The sequence below is a fragment of the Arthrobacter sp. ISL-95 genome (assembly GCF_018613695.1).
In the GTDB taxonomy this organism is placed as follows: domain Bacteria; phylum Actinomycetota; class Actinomycetes; order Actinomycetales; family Micrococcaceae; genus Arthrobacter.
The window spans coordinates 30,265-52,339 of sequence record NZ_JAGGPR010000005.1; the positions used below are offsets into that span (position 1 = coordinate 30,265).

General features: G+C 62.4%; 22 protein-coding genes. 16 read left to right on the plus strand and 6 right to left on the minus strand.

The annotated features are described in order from the left end of the window. The first annotated feature begins 2 nt into the window (after positions 1 to 2). Together nth and J7I86_RS06315 are read left to right on the plus strand one after the other, a co-directional pair. The gene (nth, locus tag J7I86_RS06310) at positions 3 to 797 is read left to right on the plus strand and encodes an endonuclease III (protein WP_214817629.1); all 795 of its coding nucleotides are present in this window, start codon (positions 3 to 5) and stop codon (positions 795 to 797) included. Continuing rightward, positions 794 to 1,471, plus strand: coding sequence for a CoA pyrophosphatase (locus tag J7I86_RS06315; protein WP_214817643.1), 678 nt, complete (start codon positions 794 to 796; stop codon positions 1,469 to 1,471). The genes nth and J7I86_RS06315 overlap by 4 nt, the downstream gene beginning before the upstream one ends. A 9-nt stretch (positions 1,472 to 1,480) precedes the next feature. Here the strand turns inward: J7I86_RS06315 and J7I86_RS06320 are convergent, their stop codons facing one another. Next, positions 1,481 to 1,681: a DUF1508 domain-containing protein gene (locus J7I86_RS06320; RefSeq protein ID WP_214817645.1), complete on the minus strand. Its 201-nt coding sequence runs from the start codon at positions 1,679 to 1,681 to the stop codon at positions 1,481 to 1,483. Between the two features lie 184 nt (positions 1,682 to 1,865). After that, complete coding sequence (locus tag J7I86_RS06325) at positions 1,866 to 3,557, minus strand: bifunctional 3'-5' exonuclease/DNA polymerase (protein ID WP_214819566.1); 1,692 nt, start codon at positions 3,555 to 3,557, stop codon at positions 1,866 to 1,868. Positions 3,558 to 3,710: 153 nt separating this feature from the next. On the opposite strand from J7I86_RS06325, the gene ssd reads away from it, so the two are divergent. The 7 genes from ssd to J7I86_RS06360 all read left to right on the plus strand — a co-directional run bounded on the left by ssd (position 3,711) and on the right by J7I86_RS06360 (position 8,952). Beyond that, the gene (gene ssd, locus J7I86_RS06330; protein WP_309476674.1) at positions 3,711 to 4,868 is read left to right on the plus strand and encodes a septum site-determining protein Ssd; all 1,158 of its coding nucleotides are present in this window, start codon (positions 3,711 to 3,713) and stop codon (positions 4,866 to 4,868) included. Continuing rightward, entirely contained in the window at positions 4,865 to 6,229 is a 1,365-nt protein-coding gene (locus J7I86_RS06335) for a TadA family conjugal transfer-associated ATPase (RefSeq protein WP_309476675.1), read from the plus strand. Before ssd ends, J7I86_RS06335 begins: the two co-directional genes overlap by 4 nt. A 194-nt stretch (positions 6,230 to 6,423) precedes the next feature. Further along, entirely contained in the window at positions 6,424 to 7,020 is a 597-nt protein-coding gene (locus tag J7I86_RS06340; RefSeq protein ID WP_309476676.1) for a hypothetical protein, read from the plus strand. Positions 7,021 to 7,022: 2 nt separating this feature from the next. Further along, on the plus strand, positions 7,023 to 7,619 hold the full coding sequence (locus J7I86_RS06345) for a type II secretion system F family protein (RefSeq protein WP_214819571.1): 597 nt from the start codon (positions 7,023 to 7,025) through the stop codon (positions 7,617 to 7,619). A gap of 159 nt (positions 7,620 to 7,778) precedes the next feature. Then, on the plus strand, positions 7,779 to 8,210 hold the full coding sequence (locus J7I86_RS06350; RefSeq protein ID WP_214817649.1) for a DUF4244 domain-containing protein: 432 nt from the start codon (positions 7,779 to 7,781) through the stop codon (positions 8,208 to 8,210). Then, positions 8,207 to 8,593: a TadE family type IV pilus minor pilin gene (locus J7I86_RS06355; protein ID WP_214817658.1), complete on the plus strand. Its 387-nt coding sequence runs from the start codon at positions 8,207 to 8,209 to the stop codon at positions 8,591 to 8,593. Before J7I86_RS06350 ends, J7I86_RS06355 begins: the two co-directional genes overlap by 4 nt. After that, complete coding sequence (locus tag J7I86_RS06360) at positions 8,590 to 8,952, plus strand: Rv3654c family TadE-like protein (RefSeq protein ID WP_214817660.1); 363 nt, start codon at positions 8,590 to 8,592, stop codon at positions 8,950 to 8,952. Before J7I86_RS06355 ends, J7I86_RS06360 begins: the two co-directional genes overlap by 4 nt. Before the next feature lie 50 nt (positions 8,953 to 9,002). On the opposite strand, the gene J7I86_RS06365 is transcribed toward J7I86_RS06360, so the two are convergent. Next, a complete protein-coding gene (locus J7I86_RS06365; RefSeq protein WP_214817662.1) occupies positions 9,003 to 11,345 on the minus strand; it encodes a DEAD/DEAH box helicase in 2,343 nt (780 codons plus the stop codon). 83 nt (positions 11,346 to 11,428) lie between these two features. Beyond that, positions 11,429 to 12,121, minus strand: a complete 693-nt coding sequence (locus tag J7I86_RS06370; protein WP_214817665.1) for a GNAT family N-acetyltransferase — start codon at positions 12,119 to 12,121, stop codon at positions 11,429 to 11,431. Positions 12,122 to 12,269: 148 nt separating this feature from the next. Here J7I86_RS06370 and J7I86_RS06375 point away from each other — a divergent pair, with 148 nt between their 5' ends. Next, complete coding sequence (locus J7I86_RS06375; protein WP_214817668.1) at positions 12,270 to 13,166, plus strand: rhodanese-related sulfurtransferase; 897 nt, start codon at positions 12,270 to 12,272, stop codon at positions 13,164 to 13,166. Positions 13,167 to 13,174: 8 nt separating this feature from the next. Here J7I86_RS06375 and J7I86_RS06380 read toward each other — a convergent pair whose 3' ends face one another. Together J7I86_RS06380 and J7I86_RS06385 are read right to left on the minus strand one after the other, a co-directional pair. Further along, positions 13,175 to 13,705, minus strand: coding sequence for a hypothetical protein (locus tag J7I86_RS06380; protein WP_214817671.1), 531 nt, complete (start codon positions 13,703 to 13,705; stop codon positions 13,175 to 13,177). A gap of 65 nt (positions 13,706 to 13,770) precedes the next feature. Then, positions 13,771 to 14,214 carry a hypothetical protein gene (locus J7I86_RS06385; RefSeq protein ID WP_286179435.1) on the minus strand — a complete coding sequence of 148 codons (444 nt, stop codon included), beginning with the start codon at positions 14,212 to 14,214 and terminating at the stop codon, positions 13,771 to 13,773. Positions 14,215 to 14,307: 93 nt separating this feature from the next. On the opposite strand from J7I86_RS06385, the gene J7I86_RS06390 reads away from it, so the two are divergent. The 6 genes from J7I86_RS06390 (at position 14,308) to J7I86_RS06415 (ending at position 22,060) form a co-directional block, all read left to right on the plus strand. Then, positions 14,308 to 15,957, plus strand: coding sequence for a methyltransferase (locus J7I86_RS06390; protein ID WP_309476677.1), 1,650 nt, complete (start codon positions 14,308 to 14,310; stop codon positions 15,955 to 15,957). A 65-nt stretch (positions 15,958 to 16,022) separates the two neighbouring features. Next, on the plus strand, positions 16,023 to 16,661 hold the full coding sequence (locus tag J7I86_RS06395; protein WP_396019857.1) for an ArsR/SmtB family transcription factor: 639 nt from the start codon (positions 16,023 to 16,025) through the stop codon (positions 16,659 to 16,661). Positions 16,662 to 16,786: 125 nt separating this feature from the next. Further along, positions 16,787 to 19,510 (plus strand): type I DNA topoisomerase, encoded by a 2,724-nt coding sequence (gene topA / locus J7I86_RS06400; protein ID WP_214817680.1) that lies wholly within the window; start codon positions 16,787 to 16,789, stop codon positions 19,508 to 19,510. Positions 19,511 to 19,576: 66 nt separating this feature from the next. Next, positions 19,577 to 20,011, plus strand: a complete 435-nt coding sequence (locus J7I86_RS06405; protein ID WP_141281152.1) for an SseB family protein — start codon at positions 19,577 to 19,579, stop codon at positions 20,009 to 20,011. Between the two features lie 89 nt (positions 20,012 to 20,100). Further along, positions 20,101 to 21,225, plus strand: a complete 1,125-nt coding sequence (locus tag J7I86_RS06410; RefSeq protein WP_214817683.1) for a Ppx/GppA phosphatase family protein — start codon at positions 20,101 to 20,103, stop codon at positions 21,223 to 21,225. A gap of 1 nt (position 21,226) precedes the next feature. Next, a complete protein-coding gene (locus tag J7I86_RS06415) occupies positions 21,227 to 22,060 on the plus strand; it encodes a sugar phosphate isomerase/epimerase (protein ID WP_105693287.1) in 834 nt (277 codons plus the stop codon). Positions 22,061 to 22,075 lie beyond the last annotated feature (15 nt).

Consider the following 22,075-nt stretch of genomic DNA (forward strand, 5'->3'; position numbering starts at 1 on the left):
CCGTGGCCATCGCTGAAGCTGGTTCGCTGCTCGCGCTCAAACGCCGGGCACGCAAGATCAACAGGGTTCTTGCGGAGAAGTATCCCTACGCGCATGCGGAGTTGGATTTCAAGAACCCGTTTGAGCTGGTGGTGGCCACGGTCCTCTCGGCCCAAACCACTGATGTGCTGGTCAACCAGGTCACCAAGATCCTGTTTGCCCGCTACCCGGATGCCCGCGCCATGGCTGAGGCCGATCCCGTTGAGCTGGAGACAATACTTCAGCCCACGGGCTTTTTCCGGGCCAAAGCGCGGAACGTTTTGGCGCTTAGCACGCGGCTGGTGGACGAGTACGACGGCGTGGTCCCGGGACATCTGGAAGATCTGGTGACGCTCCCGGGCGTCGGGCGGAAAACCGCGAACGTCGTTTTGGGTAATGCCTTCGGGGTGCCCGGAATCACGGTGGACACTCACTTCGGCAGGCTGGCCCGCCGCTTTGGATGGACGGCCTCGGATGATCCTGTGAAGATCGAGTTCGACGTCGCAGAATTGTTTGAACCGCGGGACTGGACCATGCTCTCGCATCGAGTGGTGTTCCACGGACGCAGGGTCTGTCATTCCAGGAAGCCGGCCTGCGGTGCTTGTCCGGTAGCGAGCCTCTGCCCGAGCTACGGCGAGGGCGAAACGGATCCCGTCAAGGCCGCCAAGCTGCTGAAGTATGAACTCGCGCCGGGCAACGAAGCTTTGCTGGAAAAACTCCTGGCCGAGACGCACAGGGCAGCGGAAATACGCATGGAATCGCAAAGGAGGCCCGGGTGACCGCGCTTGAGGAACTGTCAGCGCTGGTCGCCCGCTTCGAAGACGGCCAGCAACAGCACTCGGCCCTCTGGGAGAAGCTTCCCGTCACCCCCGAAACTAACCGGGCCGCGGCAGTCCTGATGCTCTTTGGTGTGCTGGACAACGTCCCTGCCGAGTCGGGTCGGCCTATCGCGCCGGCCGATCTTGACGTCCTTTTGCTGGAACGTGCACACACCCTCGATGACCATCCGGGCCAGGTGGCATTCCCGGGTGGCAGCGTGGACCCGGAGGATGAATCCGTGATCGGCGCGGCGCTCCGCGAAGCTGTGGAAGAAACCGGCTTGGACGCTAGCGGTGTCCGGGTTCTCGGAGTCATCCCGGAACTTGGACTCATCCGGAGCAACTTCAGGGTGACACCGGTGCTGGCGTGGTGGGATGCACCGTCGCCTGTTCGGGTGGTGGACTATGCCGAGTCAGCGCAGGTCTTCAGGGTGCCCGTACGCGACCTTCTGGACCCGGTCAACCGGGTCACTGCCACTATCTCGCGGTTCGGCCGCACGTACACCAGCCCGGGCTTCACCGTAAATGGCGTGCTGGTGTGGGGCTTCACGGGGATGGTCCTCAGCGGTCTCTTCGATGAACTCGGCTGGACCGTTCCCTGGGACAAGGAAAAGCTGCGGGAAATCGACCTTTAGGCAGCTTGTTTAGGCAGCCTTGCGGGCCGTGGTTGACCGGTCCACGATCAGACCGGTTGCGGCGTTTTCCCGTACGGCGTTGATGCCCGCCACGACGCCCTCGAGGTGCTTGAACGTGGGTGACTCAGCCACCACGGTTCCGTCGGCCGCAGTGAGGCGGAACCTGTAACCGTCGGCGTTGTCCTTAAGAATTTCAAACCTGCCAGCCATCGAATGCTTCCCCCTTGTGATGCTGTCTGATCCTGCTCTGAACAGTAAAACTATCCACATAGTGAAAACTATCCAGAACCAAGGAAGAACTAAAGTTACTTGGCAGTACCGGTCACTGATGGGTCATCCCGGCTCATATGGCGAGATATGACTGGATAGTGCCCCGGCTTCCGGCTAGGGTCCGCTACTTTGCCGTGTCATACGAATCGACCACTGCCAGGCTCACTGGAAATTCCACAGGGATCCGCCCGAACATGAGTTCCTTCGCCGACGCTGCTGCGTCTTCGATGGCGCGGATACAAGCGTCCACGGCATTCTCTGGAGCATGAATCATTACTTCATCGTGGAGGAAGAAAACCAGTTCCCCGCTGGGTGAGCCCTCGGCACGTAAGGTCCGCAGCCGACGTCGTAATTCCGCCAACCAGCAGGCCGCCCACTCAGCAGCCGAGCCTTGCACCACGAAGTTGCGGGTGAACCGGCCCCGGGATCGGGCCAGATTGTCGGCGCGCCGCTGTTCCTCGGCAGTGGTGGATTGCTGACTCCGCAGCCAGCCGGCCGACGGTGGCGGGCTGCTCCTGCCCAGCCGCGTGGTGACGGTTCGGCCTGCCTCGCCTTCACGCGCTGCTTGCTCCACGAAGCCGACGGCGCGTGGATAGGTACGCGTCAGCTGCGGCATGAGCCTGCCGGACTCGCCCGTGGTGGCGCCGTAAATGGCTCCCAGCAGCGCAATCTTCGCCTTGGCCCGATCGCCCCCAAAGCCTTGGGCTGCGATGCCTGCGTAGAGGTCCTTGTCCCGCGCTGCCTCCGCCATTTTGGTGTCCTGGGCCAGCGCCACGAGGACGCGCGGCTCCAGTTGTGAGGCGTCGGCGACGATGAGCTTGTAACCCGGATCCGCATGGACCGCTGCCCGGATATTGCGCGGGATCTGGAGCGCGCCGCCACCGCGTGAAGCCCAACGACCTGACACGACTCCACCCACTACATACTCAGGATGGAAGCGCCCGTCACGCACCCACGCGTCCAGCCACGACCAGCCGTTGGCGGTGTGAAGCCGGGAGAGCTTCTTGTAGGCGAGGAGGGGCTGGATGGCTGGATGCTTGGACTCCTGAAGCTCCCACTGGCGGGTGCTTTTTACTTCGATCCCGTTCCGGTGCAGGGCGCGCATCAGGTCCTGGGGTGAGTCCGGATTAAGGTTGGGGGAGTTGAGAATACTTCTGAGCTCGGCGCAAAGAGCCTCCAGAGCCGGGGGTCGGTGCCCCAACGGCGGCCGGGGACCCAAAACATCGGCAAGGATCTGCTGATGCAGTTCTTCGCGCCAAGGGACGCCGGAATGTTGCATCTCTACCGCGATGATCGCGCAAGCCGATTCAGCGGCGAGCAGCAGTTGGAGGCGCTGTTTCTGCTGGTGCTCCTCGGGGACCTGCGAGATCGCGTGCTGCTGCGCCGCGAACTCCTCTTTGAGTTCAGCCAGCCCGGCCTTAGGGCTGGTGGGGGACAGATCCTCGAAGAGCGCACCTTGATCTGCGGCTGGTGGTGGAGGCTGAAGGGCGCGCGGTGGTGTTGAGTCGTCGTCCTGCGTGAGCTTTACCGCATGCCTGGCATAGTCCGTGTGGGCCGTGAATTCCGAGTGGGCCAGAATGGCTCCGCAGAGCGCGAGATCGTGGCAACGCTCCAGCTCTATGCCATGGGCCAGCAGCTCTGGATACCAGTCCTGGGCGCGATGCCACACCCAGCGGGGCCGCTGAGCTTCCAGTTCACGCACGACGCCGGGCAACTCACCGCGGGTGACGACGCGCATGTCAGCAGTCGCCTTACCGGTAGGGGAGATCCTTTGTATGGCTGCGCCTTCCTGGTGGGCGGCGAGCAGCAAATACATGGTGTCCATTCTGCCTTGTGCGGGGGTGTGCTTGGTGCTGATGTGTGCGTTGTTGGGAGCGACTGTTCCTCCACAGCTCCGGCTACGCCATGTTGTGCACATACGGGCGTTCGAACCTTATGTTGATCCGCCGATTCAACCAGTGTGGACGCCATGAGCAAGCGAGATCATCGGCACAGGCAACCGGGGCACCCCCAACAGACCACTGACAGTTACGGGCAAGCCAGCAAGCAAACAATGCAAGGGGACGCGGACGGATCCTGGGTGCCGCGGGAAGCCGTCGGGATCCTGCTCGTTTCAGGAGACCCCTACCTTCAGGAAGAGGCCAAACGGATAGTCGCTGCCGCAGGGGGCAGTCTCAGAATGGCCGTGGATGTGATGGAAGCCGTCCACGGCTGGGACAACGCCGACGTCGTGTTGGTAGGCAGCGATATCCGCGAGTTACCGCCCAGACGAAGGGCTCCCACTGTGTTGCTCGGCAAAGCCTCTGAAGGTGACGAGTTGTGGCGGTTAGCCGCCTCGCTCGGAGCCGAGCGGGTCGCCGTCCTTCCCGAGGCCGCCGCTTGGCTTGCTGAACACCTGAGCATGGCCGGCTCCCCGGACCCTGGGGGCACGGTCATGGGAATCATCGGTGGCAGTGGTGGGGCGGGAGCCACCACCACTGCCATCTGGCTTGCCCAAGCTGCGGCCGGGCATGGCATCGGCACCGTGCTTATTGATGGTGACCGCTGGGGTGGTGGCCTTGAACTGGCAGTGACGGCTGACGAAATTCCCGGCCTCCGATGGCCGGACTTCACCGGAACCCGGGGCAGTATTGATCCTTCGCAATTCCGGGATTCACTGCCTGTTGCAGGAGGCTTCGCCTATCTGTCCTGGCCCGGGACCCGGGAACCGGTCGATGTCCCGGCAGCGGGAGCCGTGGCTGCTGTTGTTGATGCCGCACGCCGGAGCTTCGAACTCATCCTTGTGGACATCGGACGTAGCGGGGAGGGCCTGGGCACGCTGGCGTGGGATTGCGACAGGATCATGGTGTTGACCAGGGCCCACCTCAAATCTGCAGTGGCCGCTGCTCGCGTCCTCAATGAACTTCCACCCATCGATGCCGGCTTGCTGGTCCGCGGAAGCAGCACCACGTCCGTGGATGCTCCACTGATTGCCGAGTCCCTGGGATTGCCGTTGCTGGGTGTCGTGCCGGAGATCCGTGGTGTTGCTCCCGGCACTGAGCTGGGGCGATTGCTGGAACTCGGACGCCGGAAACCAGTCAGCCGCTTCGCCGGCTCCGTGTTGGAACTGAACGGCGCCATCCAGTGAGCCTCTTTCCCGAGGGAAACCGCCGCCGGGAGGGCCGCAGGCTGGACTCGGTTCTTCTTGAAACGGTGCGGGAATCAGTGCTCGCAGGGAGCGGCCCCGTAACACCCTCCACTGTCGCGGCAGCAGTCCAGGCAAGCGGCAGATTACTGGGAACAGCCGGAGCATTGGAGGCGGCTGAATCCATCAACGCGGAACTCAACGGATTAGGGCCTCTCCAGCCACTCGCGCAGGATCCTGCCGTCACGGACATCTTCGTCAACGGCCCCGATTCCGTCTGGTTGGACCGCGGAAACGGCCTGGAACGTTCACCTGTCATCTTCGACACCGAGCAACAGATCAAATCGCTGGCCACACGCTTGGTTTCAGCCGGGGGAAGGCGATTGGACGATGGCTCCCCTTGCGTGGACGTCCGGCTCAAAGGCGGGTATCGGGTGCACGCAGTCCTGGCACCGATATCAACGGTGGGGACCCTGCTGTCCATTCGCATCCGCAGGGATGAAGTATTTACCCTCGCCGAGCTCAGGGAACGCGGCATGTTTTCTGAGCACGTCGAGTCGGTTCTCCGGGCCGTCATGGCGCGCAAATTGAGTTTCCTCATCAGCGGTGCCACAGGCTCAGGCAAGACAACCCTGCTCTCCACCATGCTCGGGTTGAGTCATCCGGCGGAGCGTTTGGTCCTGATAGAGGACGCCGCAGAGCTCAACCCCGTCCACCCGCATGTTGTCACGTTGGAATCGCGCCACGGAAACCTTGAGGGCGGAGGGGCACTGGATCTCGGTGAACTGGTTCGCCAAGCACTGCGCATGCGTCCGGACAGATTGATCGTAGGAGAATGCCGTGGGGCCGAGGTCCGCGAATTGCTGACCGCACTCAATACCGGCCATACCGGCGGCGGTGGCACCATTCACGCCAACACTGCCGAGGCCGTGCCAGCTCGCTTGGTGGCACTCGGTGCCTTGGCGGGGTTGAGCGCCGAAGCCGTGAGGTTGCAGGTCTCCAGCGCCCTTGACGTGGTGATCCACGTGGACCGAACACCGTCCGGACGGAAGGTGGCGTCCATCGGGGTAGTGACAGATACCGGGGAGGGGCAAAAAGTGGTGCCGGCCCTCAGCTGGAACCCCGCAGGAATGACACCCGGGCCGGCGTGGCTTGAACTCGCCGCCCGGCTCTTGCTGGCTCCCTCGGAGGTGGACGGTTTGCCGGCACAAGAAACCGATCTGCCACGACGAGAAGACCCGCCACAACAAGAAGTTCTGCCACGACGAGCCGATCTGCCACGACGCAGGGCCCGAATGACGACCAACCCGAGGTCAGCGGGGTCACGTCCCTTGGGGACGCATCGTCTTGGTGACAGCCCATGATCGGCGCCCTCGTCCTCGTTACGGCGCTCGCGGTTTGGCTGCAAGTCAGGAGCCATCGGGCTGGTATCCGGCGTCTCCGGAGGAGGCTGGGGGAACCGGCGGGCCGGACCCGGCACTCCAATGCACGTCCAAGAACGCGGCTCGTACGTCCAGGGCGGCGGAAGCGTCCCGAGCCGTTGTCGCTGGGGGTGTTGGTGCAACAGCTCGCAGCCCTCTTACGCGGCGGACGAGGAGCCTTCCGGCTGTGGGAGGAGCTATGGATTGTTCACGGTTCACGGCACATCGAGGACGGTGGCACGGGTTCTGCAACAGAAAAGGGGATCTCTGTGCTGTCCAACGAGGCGCTGCAAGTTCTCGCAGCAGCCCGGGCAGCTTCCACAGTGGGAAACTCCGCAGCCGAAGCCATCCGAAGTACTGCCGCAAAGGCGTATCCGCGCCGCGGAAGTTCAGAGCGCCGCGTATGGATGGAACTGGCAGCCTGCCTGGACATCGCGGAGACCAGTGGCTGTCCGCTGGCTGATCTCCTCACCCGCTTTGCGGCCCAATTGGAGGCAGAAGAAGACTCCGAGGCAGCCCGTCAAACGGCGCTCGCAGGGCCAAAAGCTACTGTTCGGCTGTTGTCGTGGCTGCCGGTGTTCGGGCTTGGGCTGGGAATGGCGTTGGGTGTTGACCCGTTGGGGATCTTGTTGAACAACTTCCTGGGTGTCGCCACGTTCGCGGTTGGACTCCTCCTCACGGCAGCTGGCCGTGTCTGGTCCTCCCGACTGGTGACGTCTGCTACGGGGAGCTAATGATGTATGACGCCCCGGTTTTGGCGATGATCGCGGTCATTGCGCTGGCCTCATTCCTGAGCTTCGCGGCACCCACACGCATGAGGACACAGTTGCTTCCGCGGGGAAGGGAAATCGAAGCAGCGAAGGAGTCTTCGGCATCAACCCACGCTGACACGGGATCAGACGGGCTTCGCGATACGGCCATGATGCTGGAGTTGGTGGCTTCGATGCTTGATGCCGGAGCCGGAATCGGGCGGGCACTGGAACTCATCGGACAGTGTGCCTCGCCTCCCATCAGGCGTTCCCTCCGGCCCGTTGTTGCCGCGCTGGCCATCGGTGCCGACTGGGAGACTGCCTGGCGGACGCCTACCAAGCACGCCCCTGAAGTAGTGCGCCTCAAGGATGCGTTGGCTTTCGCTGCCCTGACCGGTGCGCCGTCTGCTTCCATCCTCTATGCACAGGCGGCGAGGGAACGGCGAGAGCAGTTCCGGGCCGCGGAGAAGCGGGCAGCTGCCTTGGGCGTGAAGCTTGTAGTTCCTCTGGGTCTCTGCTCCCTGCCTGCCTTTATCTGCCTTGGCATTGTCCCGGTCCTGATCGCCATGCTCCCTTCAGGTTGAACGTGGAGAAGGCCCTCGGAGCCACAACCTTTCCTCCACACCCAGCCGGACCGGACGGGTTATCCACTTGCGGAGATCGCCTACTTTCGGGCTTCTCCGGACCACGGAAGAGTCGGTTCTGCCGGCACAGAGCCGGCGCTTCTTGAAAGGAAACCTACCGTGAAAACACTGTCCACTACGCTTCCTGGCCTTCTGAGTGATATGCCCAGGGACCGGCCGGATCCCGTTGAAGTCCCTGAGGCTCCCTCCACGGAACCAGTGACAACCCAACATGACGAACTCTCGGAGTACGAACTCGAACATAACGAATTTGAGCGATTCGAACTCGAAGACGAACTCTTGCAGTTAGGACTCGACTTTGAGGAACTTCCGGAGTCCGATGACGGGCCACTTGAGGACGATGGCTTCTGGACAAGGGCATACACACGGACAAAGCTGATGGGCTCGGAAGTGGGCATGGCCACCGCCGAGTACGCCATAGCCACGCTTGCTGCAGTGGGTCTCGCGGGGCTGCTTGTAGTCATTCTTCGGAGCGAAGAGGTCCGAGGCTTCCTGCTTAACCTGATCCGTACGGCGTTGTCCCTGCCATGACCGGTCTGCTGCCTGCCCGCGGGAGAGCGTCCAGGAACGCAAAGGAAGGCGGCGCCGTCACGGCGGAGTTCGCCGTCGCAATGCCGGCCGTCGTGTTGCTCCTGGCATTCCTGCTGGCAGGCGGCGCCGCGGGTATTACCCAACTTCGGCTGGAGGAGGCGGCGAGGGCAGGAGCGCGCGCCTCTGCGCGGGGTGAGACCTCCGGCTCCGTGGATGGGATCGTCAAGCGACTTGCCGGAGAGGGCGTCGCATCGTCAATGATCGACGACGGTGAGTGGGTCACGGTGACTGCTTCCTCGCCAGTAGGCGGGGCTCTGGGCCCGCTTATCCCCTGGACGCTGAAGGCCTCGGCAACAGCACGGGCAGAAGCAGGCACCCCGTGAAGACGCCTTCGCCAGACACGCAGCATGAACGCGGCGCTGGAACCGTTCTCGGCCTGGCCTTGGGTGGGGTGGTCATGGCGCTGCTGCTGGGACTGCTATTACTGGCGCAGGCCGGAGTGACGGCATCCCGGGCTGCGTCTGCGGCTGATCTTGCAGCGCTCGCCGCCGCAGATGCTGCCCGAGGGCTCACGTCCGGGGAGCCTTGTGCAGTGGCGGCTGACGTGGCCAGCAAACACAACGCAAAGATCACGTTCTGCACTGTTGCCGGCGGGGACGTTGTGGAGGTCGGCACGGAGCTGGCCCATCCGTTCCAGTGGGGCGTCGCCGCTGGGCGTGCAAGGGCCGGACCTCCTCCCTAGCAAGGCCAAGCCGCACTTACCGGCGAGCGGGGCTGTTGCGTGGACTCGCGTTAGCTGGCGTCCTTCAACAAGACGCCCAGGAGGGTGATGGCGGCTGCCTTGTCCAACGGGTTGTTCTTGTTGCCGCATTTAGGGGACTGAACACAGGACGGGCAGCCGGCGTCACACTCACAGGCCTTAATGGCTTCCCGGGTGGCCGTCAGCCAAATCTTGGCCTTCTCAAAGCCCCGTTCAGCAAACCCCGCGCCACCGGGGTGGCCGTCGTAAACGAAGATCGTTGGCACTCCGGTGTCGGCATGCAGGGCGGTGGAGACGCCACCAATATCCCAGCGGTCACTGGAAGCCACCAAAGGGAGGAGCCCGATCGCAGCATGTTCAGCCGCGTGCAGGGCCCCGGGGAACTCCGCTTCCACCAGTCCGGCTCCGTGCAGCGAGCGGTTGTCCACCACGAACCAGACGGCCTTGGTAAAGAGGTCCCTGGCTCCCAAATCCAGGGGTTCTTCACCGAGGATCTCGTTGGAAATCAAGGCCTTGCGTTGGAAGGAGACCACTTGGGTAGTTACTTTGACGTCGCCAAAGTGCACGGTGATGTCACCCCACTGGACCGAGCGCGAAGTCTCAAGGACTTCGATCTGGGTTACATCCCTGGCCGTGGTGTAAAAGTCCGGGTTGACCCGGCGCACCATGACGCAGTGATCGGTTTCGTTGAGGTCCTCCACCAGGTAGCTCTCACCTTGGTGAACATAGATTGCACCCGTGTGGGCTTGATAGTGCGTTTGTGGCGAATCCATGGTCCCCAGGAGCGAGCCTGTTTCGGCGTCCACGATGCTCACGGGCCCACCTCCGTCGGCCCGGAGGTTCACCATGCCGGCAGCGCTCTCCGGGTGCGTCCAGAACCATCCCGCGGGACGCTTACGCAAGTATCCCTGGATGACCAAACGGTCCAGGAGCCCTTCGGCGGTGGGGCCGAAGAGATCGAGCTCCGCCGGACCGATCGGCAACTCGGCTGCCGCCGCGCACAGGTGTGGGCCAAGGACATACGGGTTGCCGGGATCGAAGACGGTTGCTTCCACGGAAACGTCAAAGATCGCTTCCGGGTGGTTCACCAGGTACGTGTCCAGGGGATCGTCGCTTGCCACGAAGGCAGCAATGGCGTCCTGTCCTGCCCGTCCTGCGCGGCCGATCTGCTGAAAGAGGGAGGCCCTGGTGCCAGGCCATCCTGCTACGAGCACGGCATCAAGACCCGAGATATCGATGCCTAGTTCCAGGGCGGATGTGCTGGAGACCCCCAGCAGCTGGCCGGATCTCAACGCCTGTTCCAGGGCCCGCCGCTCCTCGGGCAGATACCCGGAACGGTACGCAGCCACGCGCCCGGGAAGACTGGGATCCACCTCATCCAACAGTCTCTTGGTGATGGACGCAATGGACTCGGCACCGCGCCGCGACTTGATGAACGCGATGGTCCTGACGCGCGAAGATACGAGGTTCGCAAGGATATCCGCAGTCTCAGCTACGGCCGTTCGCCGCTGCTTGGCACCGTTCTCACCTTTGACGTCAGTGAGTGCGGGTTCCCAGAAAGCCACCGTGGTGGAACCGTGCGGCGAGCAGTCTTCGGAAACTTCCCGGACGGGAGCACCGATGAGCCGCCCAAAGGAAACCCCGGGGTCCGAGGCTGTGGCGGAAGCGGCAATGAACACCGGTTCGGGGAAGGAGGTTCCAGCGCCGTAGTACGCGCAGATTCGGCGGAGGCGCCGCATCAGATTGGCCACGTGCGAGCCGAACACACCACGGTAACTGTGTGCCTCGTCCACAATGACGTAGCGCAGCCGCCGGAAGAACCGGGCCCACCACGTGTGGTTGGGAAGGATACCGAAGTGCAGCATGTCCGGGTTGGCCAGGATGAAATTGGCGTGGTCGCGGATCCAGCGCCGGGACGAGACATCAGTGTCGCCGTCATAGGTTTCTGCCCGGACCGTGGGCAGTTTCAGCGAGCGGATCGCTGCGAGCTGGTCGGCCGCCAGGGCCTTGGTGGGGGACAAGTACAGCGTGACAGCGCCATCATCGTGGATCTTGCCGGGATCTGACAGGACCCGCAGCTCGGAACGGTGTATCGCATCCAATGCGGGCAACTGGTAGGCGAGCGACTTTCCAGAGGCCGTTCCCGTGGCGATGACAACATGCTGTCCGGAATGTGCAAGGTCTGCCGCCTGGATCTGATGCCGGTACGGTTCGTGGATGCCCAAAGTACCGTAGGCTGCCACAACATCCGGGTGGACCCAGCCCGGCCAGGGCTCGTTGACTGCTTTCCGGGCGGGGATGGTGTGGACATGGCGCAGCTGCTCAGGGTCCGGTGTCCGGCCCAGCAGGGAGATCAATGAGTTCGGTGCAGCCACCGAATCATTCTGTCACTGTGCCGGCACACCGACGGCGGCACCCGGAGGCGCCGCCGTCGAGTATTGCTGTTAAACGGGAGTTTCTATGCTCCTGACAGGTCCGAACCTTCGGTCCCGCCGGACATCAGAAGGACGTGGCACACAACATCCCATCCCAGGTGGGAGTAAAGCTTTTGGCCGTCCAGCGATGCCAGGAGCAGGCCGTTCTCCACATCGTGCGCGAAGGCTTGGGCTGCCAGCGCCTTCATGATGAAGCTGCCCAGGCCGCGGCGTTGAAAATCAGGTTCGGTGACGATCTTGTCGAAGATGGCTGTGCCGTTGACCACGTACACGCGGCCACTCGCGGCCACCTGCTCACCGGAGTGGACAACCGCATAATGGACGCCGTTGGATTCGGAGGTAGCAAGCTCCAAATCGTCGTCCGGGAGCCACGGATCCTCTGCATCCTGGGTTTCCATGTCCACAATCATCATGGTCTGGGATGCGGAGGTCACGGTCAGCCCGCGCTGTTCAGCGAGGTACTTGTACCTCTGGACATCGTTGGTGAGGACCGTCAGGATCCGTGTGGGGGCCTCTGCCGTCTTATCGGCCAAGGCGGCGAACTCATCATCTGACGGATCGTGGGCGAAATACTCCCAGTCACCGGTTTTGTCGGCGCGAAGTGCGGCAGGGAAGCGTCCCTCTTGGCGTAATTCATAGCCGCGGCAGCCGGACCAACCGGCCACCCAGACTTCCAAGAGGTGCGCAATGTCTTCAACCAAGGCGTCTGGACTCATGTAGAGAGAGTATGCCAGCCCATCATGAAGCAACAGAGCCACGTCAGCCCGGCGATGGTTGCTTATGGAATTGTGACTTCCCGCCGGCAGTCCCGCAAACAAAGCTGCCCGAACGCAAGGATTTTACTGCACCAAGTACCCTTTAATAGTGGCTTTGAACCGAATTGTGCTCTTCTATGGCTTTACCCCGATCGCCGACCCCGACGCCGTGCGTCTGTGGCAGCGCGCCCTGTGCGAAAAGCTGGGCCTCACCGGCAGGATCCTCATATCAAAGGACGGCATCAACGCCACGGTGGGGGGCGAGCTGAACAACATGAAGCAGTACGTGAAGACCACTCGCGAATATAAGGGCTTTCACGACATCGACTTCAAATGGTCGGAGGGAAGCGCCGCAGATTTCCCGCGCCTCAGCGTCAAGGTCCGCGATGAGATTGTCTCCTTCGGAGCGCCCGGTGAGCTGAAAGTCGATGCGAACGGCGTAGTCGGCGGCGGAAAACACCTCCAACCCGAGGAACTTCATGCACTGGTGGATGCCAAAAAGACCAGCGGCGAGGACGTGGTGTTCTTCGATGGCCGCAACGCGTTCGAAGCCCAAATCGGTAAGTTCAAGGACGCAATCGTCCCGGACGTGGACACCACCCACGACTTCATTAAAGAACTCGATTCCGGCAAGTACGACGACCTCAAGGACAAGCCCGTCGTCACGTACTGCACCGGGGGAATCCGCTGCGAAGTGTTGTCCAGCCTGATGGTCAACAGGGGCTTCAAAGAGGTCTATCAGCTCGATGGCGGGATCGTCCGCTATGGCGAGACGTTCAAGGATAAAGGCCTGTGGGAAGGCTCGCTGTACGTCTTCGACAAGCGCATGCACGTCGAATTCAGCGAGGAAGCCAAAACCATCGGTGAATGCGTCCGCTGCGCTGCACCCACCAACAAGTTCGAGAACTGCTCAAACCTCAGCTGCCGTACTTTGACCCTGTACTGCGGGGACTGTGCCTCCAGTCCTGAAACGCTCCGCTGCCCCGGAGGCTGCGAAGCCGCCTGACAGCCGGGTCAGAGCCTACTCACCCGGTACGCGAAGTTGGCATCCGATCTGGACCCCACTGTGATGGACAGCATGGCGTCCTTTTCCAACTGGACCACGCTCACGCGCGCATTGGCGCACCCTAAGGTAAGGTCCACGAGCTTGGCCCCGCCCAACGCGACGCTGAACGTCACCCGTCGGGTGCCGCGGCAGGCCAGCGTCACCGCATACGTCCCGCCCGGCAACTGCACTGTCTGCTCAGACTTCGACTCGCCGGCGTTGAGGTAGCCGTTGCTTGAGTAGAAAGACTGCCCCTGGGACTCGGGCAATGCCAGTTTGGCCCACTCTTCGACCGCCTCCCCGGTGAGTGTTTCCTCCAGCGCCGGATCGGGTGGAAGAACTACATTGCCGGCAGTGGAAGTGGGGTTGGCCTCCGGCCTTCCGTCCTCGTCATAGGTATATTCGCATGCCGTCAGGCTGCCGCTTAGTGCAATGAGAATCACGACGGCGGCCCTCGCCGGCCGTCGCGGCATCACCGAGCGAGCTGCCTTGCTGCCCATGGACTGACTTTACGCCCGTAAAGCCGCTGCCCAAAGGCCTGCTACGTGTGGGTATGGGCTCGGGCCTAGGCGGTTGCCGGGACCACGTGGTAAGCGAAGATCAGGGGAGCATCGACGCTGCTCGTGGCGATGCTGAAAGCACCGGTACCGGGCACTTTGATCTTCACCACGTCAAGGCTGCCATTGCACGCTGCGGCCGCGTCCGCGATCTTGTTGCCGCCTGATGAAACCGCAAAATAGGCTTTGCCGCCACCATCGCAAGCCATGGTGAGCGTGTAGCTTCCGGCCGGAACGTTGGGGGCGTCCTTGACCAACGGGTCCCTGTTGAGGATTTTTCCGGAATCCTCCAACACCACGCCGCTCGCCGAGGGGAGGATCTTTTCCTTCCAGGCAGGAACGTCGGCATTCTCGATGTTGGCTGGCGCCTGGCAGCCGCAAACTCCAAGCAGGGCTGCAGCGGTGATGGCAACAAGGCCCGCGCGGCGCCCTGTGGAGGAGAAGTTGAGCATGCATCCAACGCTACCGGGTTCCCGCGCCGGTGTTTGTCCACATGGGGCAGGTTCAGCATCCAAGGCACTGCGCGCCGCCCCTACACTTGCAAGGTGACTGACACAGCTTCCTCCTTTACTTCCGGCAACACTGACGATGCTCCCCGCAGTGACCTTCCCGAACTGCTTTTGGCGCTCGCCGCAGATCTTCGTGCTCTCTCCTACACGGTGGACGGCGTAGCTGAACTTTTGGGCGCACCCGCTTCGGAGGCACTTGGCAGGGACCAACTCATTCCCGCACTCCTGGCCAGTGAGCGACTCATGAACTCCGAGGACCATGCGCAGCGGTCTTTGGCGGCGGTTGTTCGCCTTTGGCTGCTCGCCGTCCCACAGTCCGTGGCGGAGATCGATTCCGCATTCCCCGGTATCCGTTCGGAAGGGCTCGCGGAGTTGGGGCTGGTCAACGTCGATTCCGGCATGGTCAAGGCCAAGGTTGACCTTCGCCCCTATGGCTGGGACGCCAACACGGACGGCAGTGGCGGCGCGGAACTCTGGGTTGCCAGCGACCTCGCAGCCCACCAGCAGCCGGGAGTGTTGAGGCATGACCACGTCCTGGGAATCGGGCAGGCCTCCACGACGTTGGTCCAAACTACGTTCAGGAAGCACAGCAAGCGAGCGCTGGATGTAGGCACTGGTTGCGGTATCCAAACGTTCCACTTGCTCCATCACTGCGAGCACGTGACGGCCACGGACATCTCGGAGAGGGCGCTCGCCTTCACCCGCTTTAACCTTCTGTTGAACGCTGCGGAACTGGAGCTGGACCCCAAAAACCTGGAGGAGCGGGTGAGCTTGCGGCTTGGGTCGCTCCTGGAACCCGTAGCAGGAGAGCAGTTCGGCCTGGTGGTATCAAACCCGCCTTTCGTCATCACTCCGAGAACGGGCGGCGAATTGTCGTCGGACCAGTTCACCTACCGTGACGGGGGGCTTCCCGGGGACGAGATCGTGGCTTCCCTCGTACAGTCCCTCGCGGAGGTCCTGGAGCCCGGCGGCACGGCGCAAATGCTGGGCAACTGGGAGGTAACCTCTGGCTCGGACTGGAAGGACAGGCCCCAGGCCTGGCTCAAGGAATCAGGCTTGGACATCTGGTTCATACAGCGGGAGCAGGTTGGCCCTGAGCAGTACGCGGAGACCTGGCTTCAGGACGCTTCGCAGAACCGCGAGGACGGGCAATATCAGGAGGCATACGCAGCCTATTTGGATGATTTCGCTTCCAGGAACGTGGAAGGTATTGGCTTCGGCATGATCTGGCTGCGCCGTCCGGAGCAACCGCTCGGGGTGGTCATCAACCGCTTCGAGGAAATTACTTACCCGATCGAACAACCCATCGGACCGCATGTGGGTGCTGCTATACAGCGAGCGGATTGGGTGGCGGCTCATTCGGTTGAGATGGCGCACTTGGTAGTTGCCGAGGACGTCACGGAGGAAAGGCACCAGCGTCCAGGAGCTGCTCATCCGGGAGTCATCCTCCTGAGGCAAGGGGCGGGTCTTCGCCGGACGAATCTGCTCAGCACTGAACTCGCAGGTTTCGTCTCGGCCTGCGATGGCCAATTGTCGGTCCGGCAGATCGCCTCGGCCCTGGTATCACTCCTGGGCGGGGGTGAGGACTTCGATGAAGAGGCGTTCCGCGAAGGACTCTTCCGCGACGTCACCAACCTGCTGCTGGACGGTTTCCTTCTTCCGGACCCGGCGCAGGTCAGCGCGTGATCCCGGATGCGGCGCGCTCATCAACCGCCGGAGCTCCGGGAAATGACCCTGACTACACTGATGAAGTGACTGTGAACAACGAAACATCCCAAGCGTCTGGAGACGTTCCTCGGCGGAAACGTACCGAGAAGACGGTTGAGATCACCGACCCCAAGGCCATCCGTGCATTGGCGCACGCAGCCCGGCTTGAGGTCATCTCTGAGCTCTACGCCACACAGGTCAGCCACACAGCCACCGAACTCGCTGCCAGGACAGGCCTGACGCCCAGTGCAATGAGCTACCACCTCCGGGCCCTTCAGAAGTGGGGGATCGTGGCCCCTGCGGAAAATGCAGGAGATGCCAGGGAACGCCGCTGGAAGGCAGCTGGAACAGACTTCACCATCTCCGGTGGCAGCGTCGCCAGTCCGGAGATAGCAGTGGTGGACCTTGAGCTTGATGCCTTCCGACGCAGGGCTTCTGCGTTCGCCAAGGCCCGCGGGGAACGCCGGCAGCGCGGGGAAACCGGTGAAGAACCGGCAGCGGTTGTCCTGTCCAGCAACTTGTTGTACTTGACCAACCCGCAGCGCAGGGAACTTCTGGACAGAATCCGCGCGGTTCTGCGGGAGTACGAACTTGAGGATCCCACCCGGATTCCCGAAGGTGCCGAACGTGTGGCAACCTTGTGGTCAATGATCCCGGACGACCGCGTAGCACCCGGTCAGTAACAGCCCCGCCGGACCGTCGAATGTCCGTCCTGGTTTCCGAACCAAAACGCAGGATTCTGCAAACTATGGTGAACTAGGCCAATATGGGCACCAGCCCAATTACACATTTTTTCTGTAGGAGCACCGTGCCCAGCAAGGCAAAAACCGGCAAGAAACTCGTGATCGTGGAGTCTCCCGCCAAGAGCAAGACCATCGCCAAGTATCTTGGCGAGGGCTTCATCGTCGAGGCTTCCATCGGCCACATTCGGGATCTCCCGCAGCCGTCGGACCTCCCTGCCGAACTGAAGAAGACCTCGCTGGGCAAGTTCGCAGTTGACGTCGAAAACGACTTCAAGCCGTACTACGTTGTTTCCCCGGACAAGAAGAAAAAGGTCGCCGAGCTCAAGGCCCAGCTGAAAGACGCTGACGCGCTCTACCTCGCAACCGATGGGGACCGCGAGGGCGAAGCCATCGCGTGGCACCTCCTGGAGGTCCTGAAACCCAAGGTTCCGGTCTACCGCATGACCTTCGGTGAAATCACCAAGGAAGCCATCCACCGCGCCATGGACAACCTCCGGGACGTGGACACGGCTTTGGTGGACGCCCAGGAGACTCGTCGTATTCTTGACCGCCTTTACGGGTACGAGATCTCCCCGGTGCTGTGGCGCAAGGTGGCCCGCGGGTTGTCGGCCGGCCGTGTGCAGTCCGTGGTGACGCGCATGGTGGTGGACCGCGAACGCGAGCGCATGGCCTTCCGGGCAGCGTCGTACTGGGACCTCACGGGCCAATTCGGTTCGGACTCGGGTTCGTTCAAAGCAAAGCTTGCCGCCGTAGACGGCTCCAAGGTAGCCAGCGGCCGGGACTTCAATGACAACGGGCAGCTGACCTCCTCCAACGTGGTGCACCTCAACGAGGAACTTGCCACGTCCTTGGCTGCCGGCCTGGAGAACGCTGATTTCCGCGTCCGCTCCGTAGATACCAAGCCCTACACCCGCCGCCCTGCCGCGCCGTTCACCACATCCACGCTCCAGCAGGAAGCCGGCCGTAAGCTCCGCTTCTCATCCAAGAGCACCATGCAGGTTGCCCAGCGCCTGTATGAAAACGGCTACATCACCTATATGCGTACGGACTCATCTGCCTTGAGCGATGAGGCACTCACTGCAGCCCGCCGTCAGGCTTCTGAGCTGTATGGTCCCGAGTACGTTCCCCAGAGCCCCCGCGTTTACGCCAACAAGGCTGCCAACGCCCAGGAAGCTCACGAGGCCATCCGTCCCGCGGGTGACTCCTTCCGCACACCGGCGCAGGTTGCCAAGCAGCTGAGCGGTGACGAGTTCCGCCTGTATGAGCTCATCTGGAAGCGCACCGTGGCATCCCAGATGGCTGATGCCAAGGGTTCTACCGCCACGATCCGCCTCGGCGCAGTGGCAGCTGACGGACGCGACGCCGAATTCTCGGCTTCCGGTACGGTCATCACCTTCCCGGGCTTCCTTGCGGCCTATGAAGAAGGCAAGGACGAGAGCCGTGGCGACGACGAATCCGACGAAGCCCGTCGCCTGCCGAACGTTGCCAAGGATGATTCCCTCACGGCTTCGGACATCGTGGCTGTCGGCCACGAAACGTCGCCGCCTCCGCGCTACACGGAAGCTTCGCTGACTGCTGAGTTGGAAAAGCGTGGCATCGGCCGCCCGTCCACCTACGCGTCCACGATTTCCACCATCCAAGACCGTGGCTACGTCCGTAAGCAGGGCTCCGCTTTGGTTCCCAGCTGGATTGCGTTCTCCGTGATCCGCCTGCTGGAACAGCACTTCACGGATTACGTGGACTACGAGTTCACGGCAGACATGGAAGGCGACTTGGATAAGATCGCCAACGGCCAAGCCGTGGGCGCTGCCTGGCTCAAGCACTTCTACTACGGTGAAGACGCAGACCCCGGCCTCCTGAGTATCGTCAACAACCTTGGCGAAATCGATGCGCGCGAGATCAATTCCGTCCCCATCGCGGAGGGCATCACGCTGCGTGTGGGCAAATTCGGCCCGTACTTGGAAAGCTCCATACCCACTCTTGACGCGAAGACCGGCGAAGTAGTTGAGTCCGCGCGTGCCAACGTCCCCGAGGAACTCGCTCCGGACGAACTCACGGCCGACAAAGCCAAAGAGCTCATGGAGACCGCAGCCCCCGAGGAACGGGTTCTGGGAACCGACCCGCACACCGGCCACACCATTGTTGCCAAGAATGGCCGCTACGGCGCCTACGTCACTGAGATCATCCCTGAGATGACTGAGGAACAACTGGCCAATCAACCGGTGGAGTATTACAAGAACGGCAAGCCCAAGCCTCCCAAGAAGCCGGTGAAGGCCAAGCCGCGTACCGGTTCACTGTTCAAGTCCATGACCGTGGATACGGTCACCTTGGATGAAGCACTTGCGCTCATGAGCCTGCCCCGGGTCCTCGGAGAAGACGCGGACGGCAACCCCATCACGGTGCAGAACGGCCGATTCGGTCCGTACCTGAAGAAGGGCACGGACTCCCGCTCCATCGGTTCGGAAGAGGAAATCTTCACGATCACCCTGGAGCAGGCTTTGGAGATCTACTCGCAGCCCAAGCAGCGGGGCGCCCGCGCCTCCGTGCCGCCGCTGGCTGAGTTCGGTCCGGACCCCGTGTCTGAGAAGAACATTGTGGTGAAGGAAGGCCGCTTCGGCCCATACATCACCGATGGCGTCACCAACATCACCGTCCCGCGCTCAACGTCACTTGAGGAGCTGACCCGGGAACAGGCCGTCGAGCTTTTGGCAGAAAAGCGTGCCAAGGGGCCGGTCAAGCGGACCACTACCCGCAAGGCACCGGCCAAGAGGGCAACAGCCAAAAAATAGCCAGGATGACGGCCGGGGCAGCACTTGCGAATTGCGTCCTGGCCGGCATCGTGGTCGAGTAGAACCATGACTGAACAGACGGTTTCACCGGACAACGAACCCTTGAACGACCTCGAGGCCAAGCTCGCCTCGGCCGAACAGCCGGACGCGAACCCGGTGGACGTTATCCTCGCTTTCCTGAACAACGAGGTCTACCTTGTCAGCTCGGAAGCCGTGGATGGTCCCGACTCCTCAGTAGAGCCGTTGGTGCTCTCCAATGCCGACGGCCAGCCCGTTCTTGCCGTCTTCAGCCACCCGAGCCGCGTCGATGAGCGCTTCCTCGAAGCAGCCCCGCACGTTCTGGGCACCATGGGGTCCGCGATCCTCGGCAACATCGGTGATGAGCTGGGCATGGTCATCAACCCCGGAAGCGAATTTGGCTTCGAAATCGACCCCGAGGGCATTGCGAACATTCGTCGCGACTTCAAGCGCGCCGACGAAGCCGGGGAGCCCGCCGAATAGGGCCCGCCCAAGCTGTCGGCAACCAATCCGTCAGCGAAACGTCGCGGCCAGGTTGCTTCGCAGGCTTCGAATCGGTGAATAATGGCAGAATGCGTCTTGGCGTTCTCGACATCGGGTCCAACACCGTCCACCTGCTACTGGTGGACGCTCATCCTGGCGCGCGTCCGGTAGCTTTTGCTTCCCACAAGCGCCCGCTATCGCTGGTGCAGTACCTTGACGGCGACGGCAACGTCAACGACGCCGGCCAGCACGAGCTGATCGAGTTCGTGCTGGAAGCCTGGGAGTTCGCAGCCAGCCACAAGGCCGAAGACCTCCTGGCGTTCTGTACCTCGGCCATTCGTGAAGCAACCAACGGCCCGGAGGTTCTGGCCCGGGTTAAGCACGAAACCACGGTGACGCTCCAGGAACTTACGGGCAGCGAAGAAGCCTCCATGACGTTCTTTGCCGTACGCCGTTGGTACGGATGGGGCGCAGGCCCCATTCTTGACCTGGACATCGGGGGCGGCTCGTTTGAAATGGCGTACGGAACGGATGAACTTCCTGAGTACGCCACGTCAGTTCCCTTGGGTGCCAGCCGGTTGACGCGGGATTGGCTCCACGACGATCCGCCCAGCGCCAAGAGCGTAAAGGAACTGCGCCGGTACATCCGGTCCACGCTGAAGCCGGTGGTCCGGGACTTCCACGATCTGGGCCGGGCTAATCTGGTGGCCGGCACGTCCAAGACGTTCCGCTCCTTGGCGCGCATCGCCGGTGCAGCCCCCAGCGGTGCAGGACCGTACGTGAAGCGCGAGCTCCACGCAGCAGACCTTGGGCTGTGGGCACAGCGTATTTCGGCCATGACCGTGGAAGACCGGCTGTATCTTCCCGGTGTTTCCGATGCCCGGGCCCGCCAATTGCTGGCAGGTGTCCTGGTTGCTGAAGCCGCGCTTGAACTCTTCGAGTTCCCCAAGATGGAGATTTGTCCCTGGGCCCTCCGCGAGGGCCTGATCCTGCGCCGCCTGGACCAATTGGTCTTTGAGGAAGCCCTGGACCCGGCGCCGCACGTGGGGAAGCGCAAGAAGGACAAGTCCAAGAAAAAGGCAGCAAAGGCAGCCGCCAAGGCTCCTGAGAAAGATCATGAACCCCACCCGGGGTTCAAAGAATTCCCGGTCCCTGTAAACACACCGTCCCCTTCACCCATCCCGGCCCCTGTGGCAGGCGGGATGGCCTCCTGAGATGAGCAACGACGTCGAACCTGAAGTGAATGACCGCCAAATTCCCGTGGCGCTGTCCAGCGCGTCCGTATACCCCCTGAGCGTCCATGACGCTTTCGCTGTGGCGCAGGACCTGGGTTACGAGGGCGTTGAGGTGATGGTCACCAACAACGCGGTGAGCCAGAACCCCGATGCCCTGATCCAGCTGAGCCACAGGTACCACCAGGAGATCGTCTCCATCCACGCGCCCACCTTGCTGTTGACCCAGCAGGTGTGGGGAACCGCGTGGAACAAGATCGAGAAGTCCTGCCAAATGGCCGCGGATGTCGGATGTGACACGGTGGTGGTTCACCCGCCATTCCGCTGGCAGTCCAACTACGCCGAGAATTTCGTAGAAGGCGTCCGGGAGATCGCCGCGAGGTATCGGGTGCGGATCGCCGTGGAGAACATGTACCCGTGGCGGGTCCGTGGGCGTGAGGCAGTGGCCTACCTGCCGCACTGGGACCCGTTGGGCCAGGATTACGACGACGTCACCTGGGACTTCTCGCACGCCGCCACGGCCGGGGCCAACAGTCTGGAAGCCATCAAAGCGCTCGGGAGCAAACTCCGGCATGTTCACCTCACCGATGGTTCGGGTTCGGGCAAGGACGAGCACCTGGTGCCGGGCACCGGAACCCAACAGTGTGCCGATGCCCTGCAGCACTTGGCCGCCACCGGTTTTGACGGCGTAGTAGTGGCCGAGATTTCAACCCGCAAGGCCAAAGTTGCGGGGGAGCGGGAGGAGATGCTGGCTGAAACCCTGCGTTTTGCCCGGCAGCACCTCAGCGTCCCGTCGCTGCGCTCTGTGGACAACTAGCCAGCGTAGAGAACC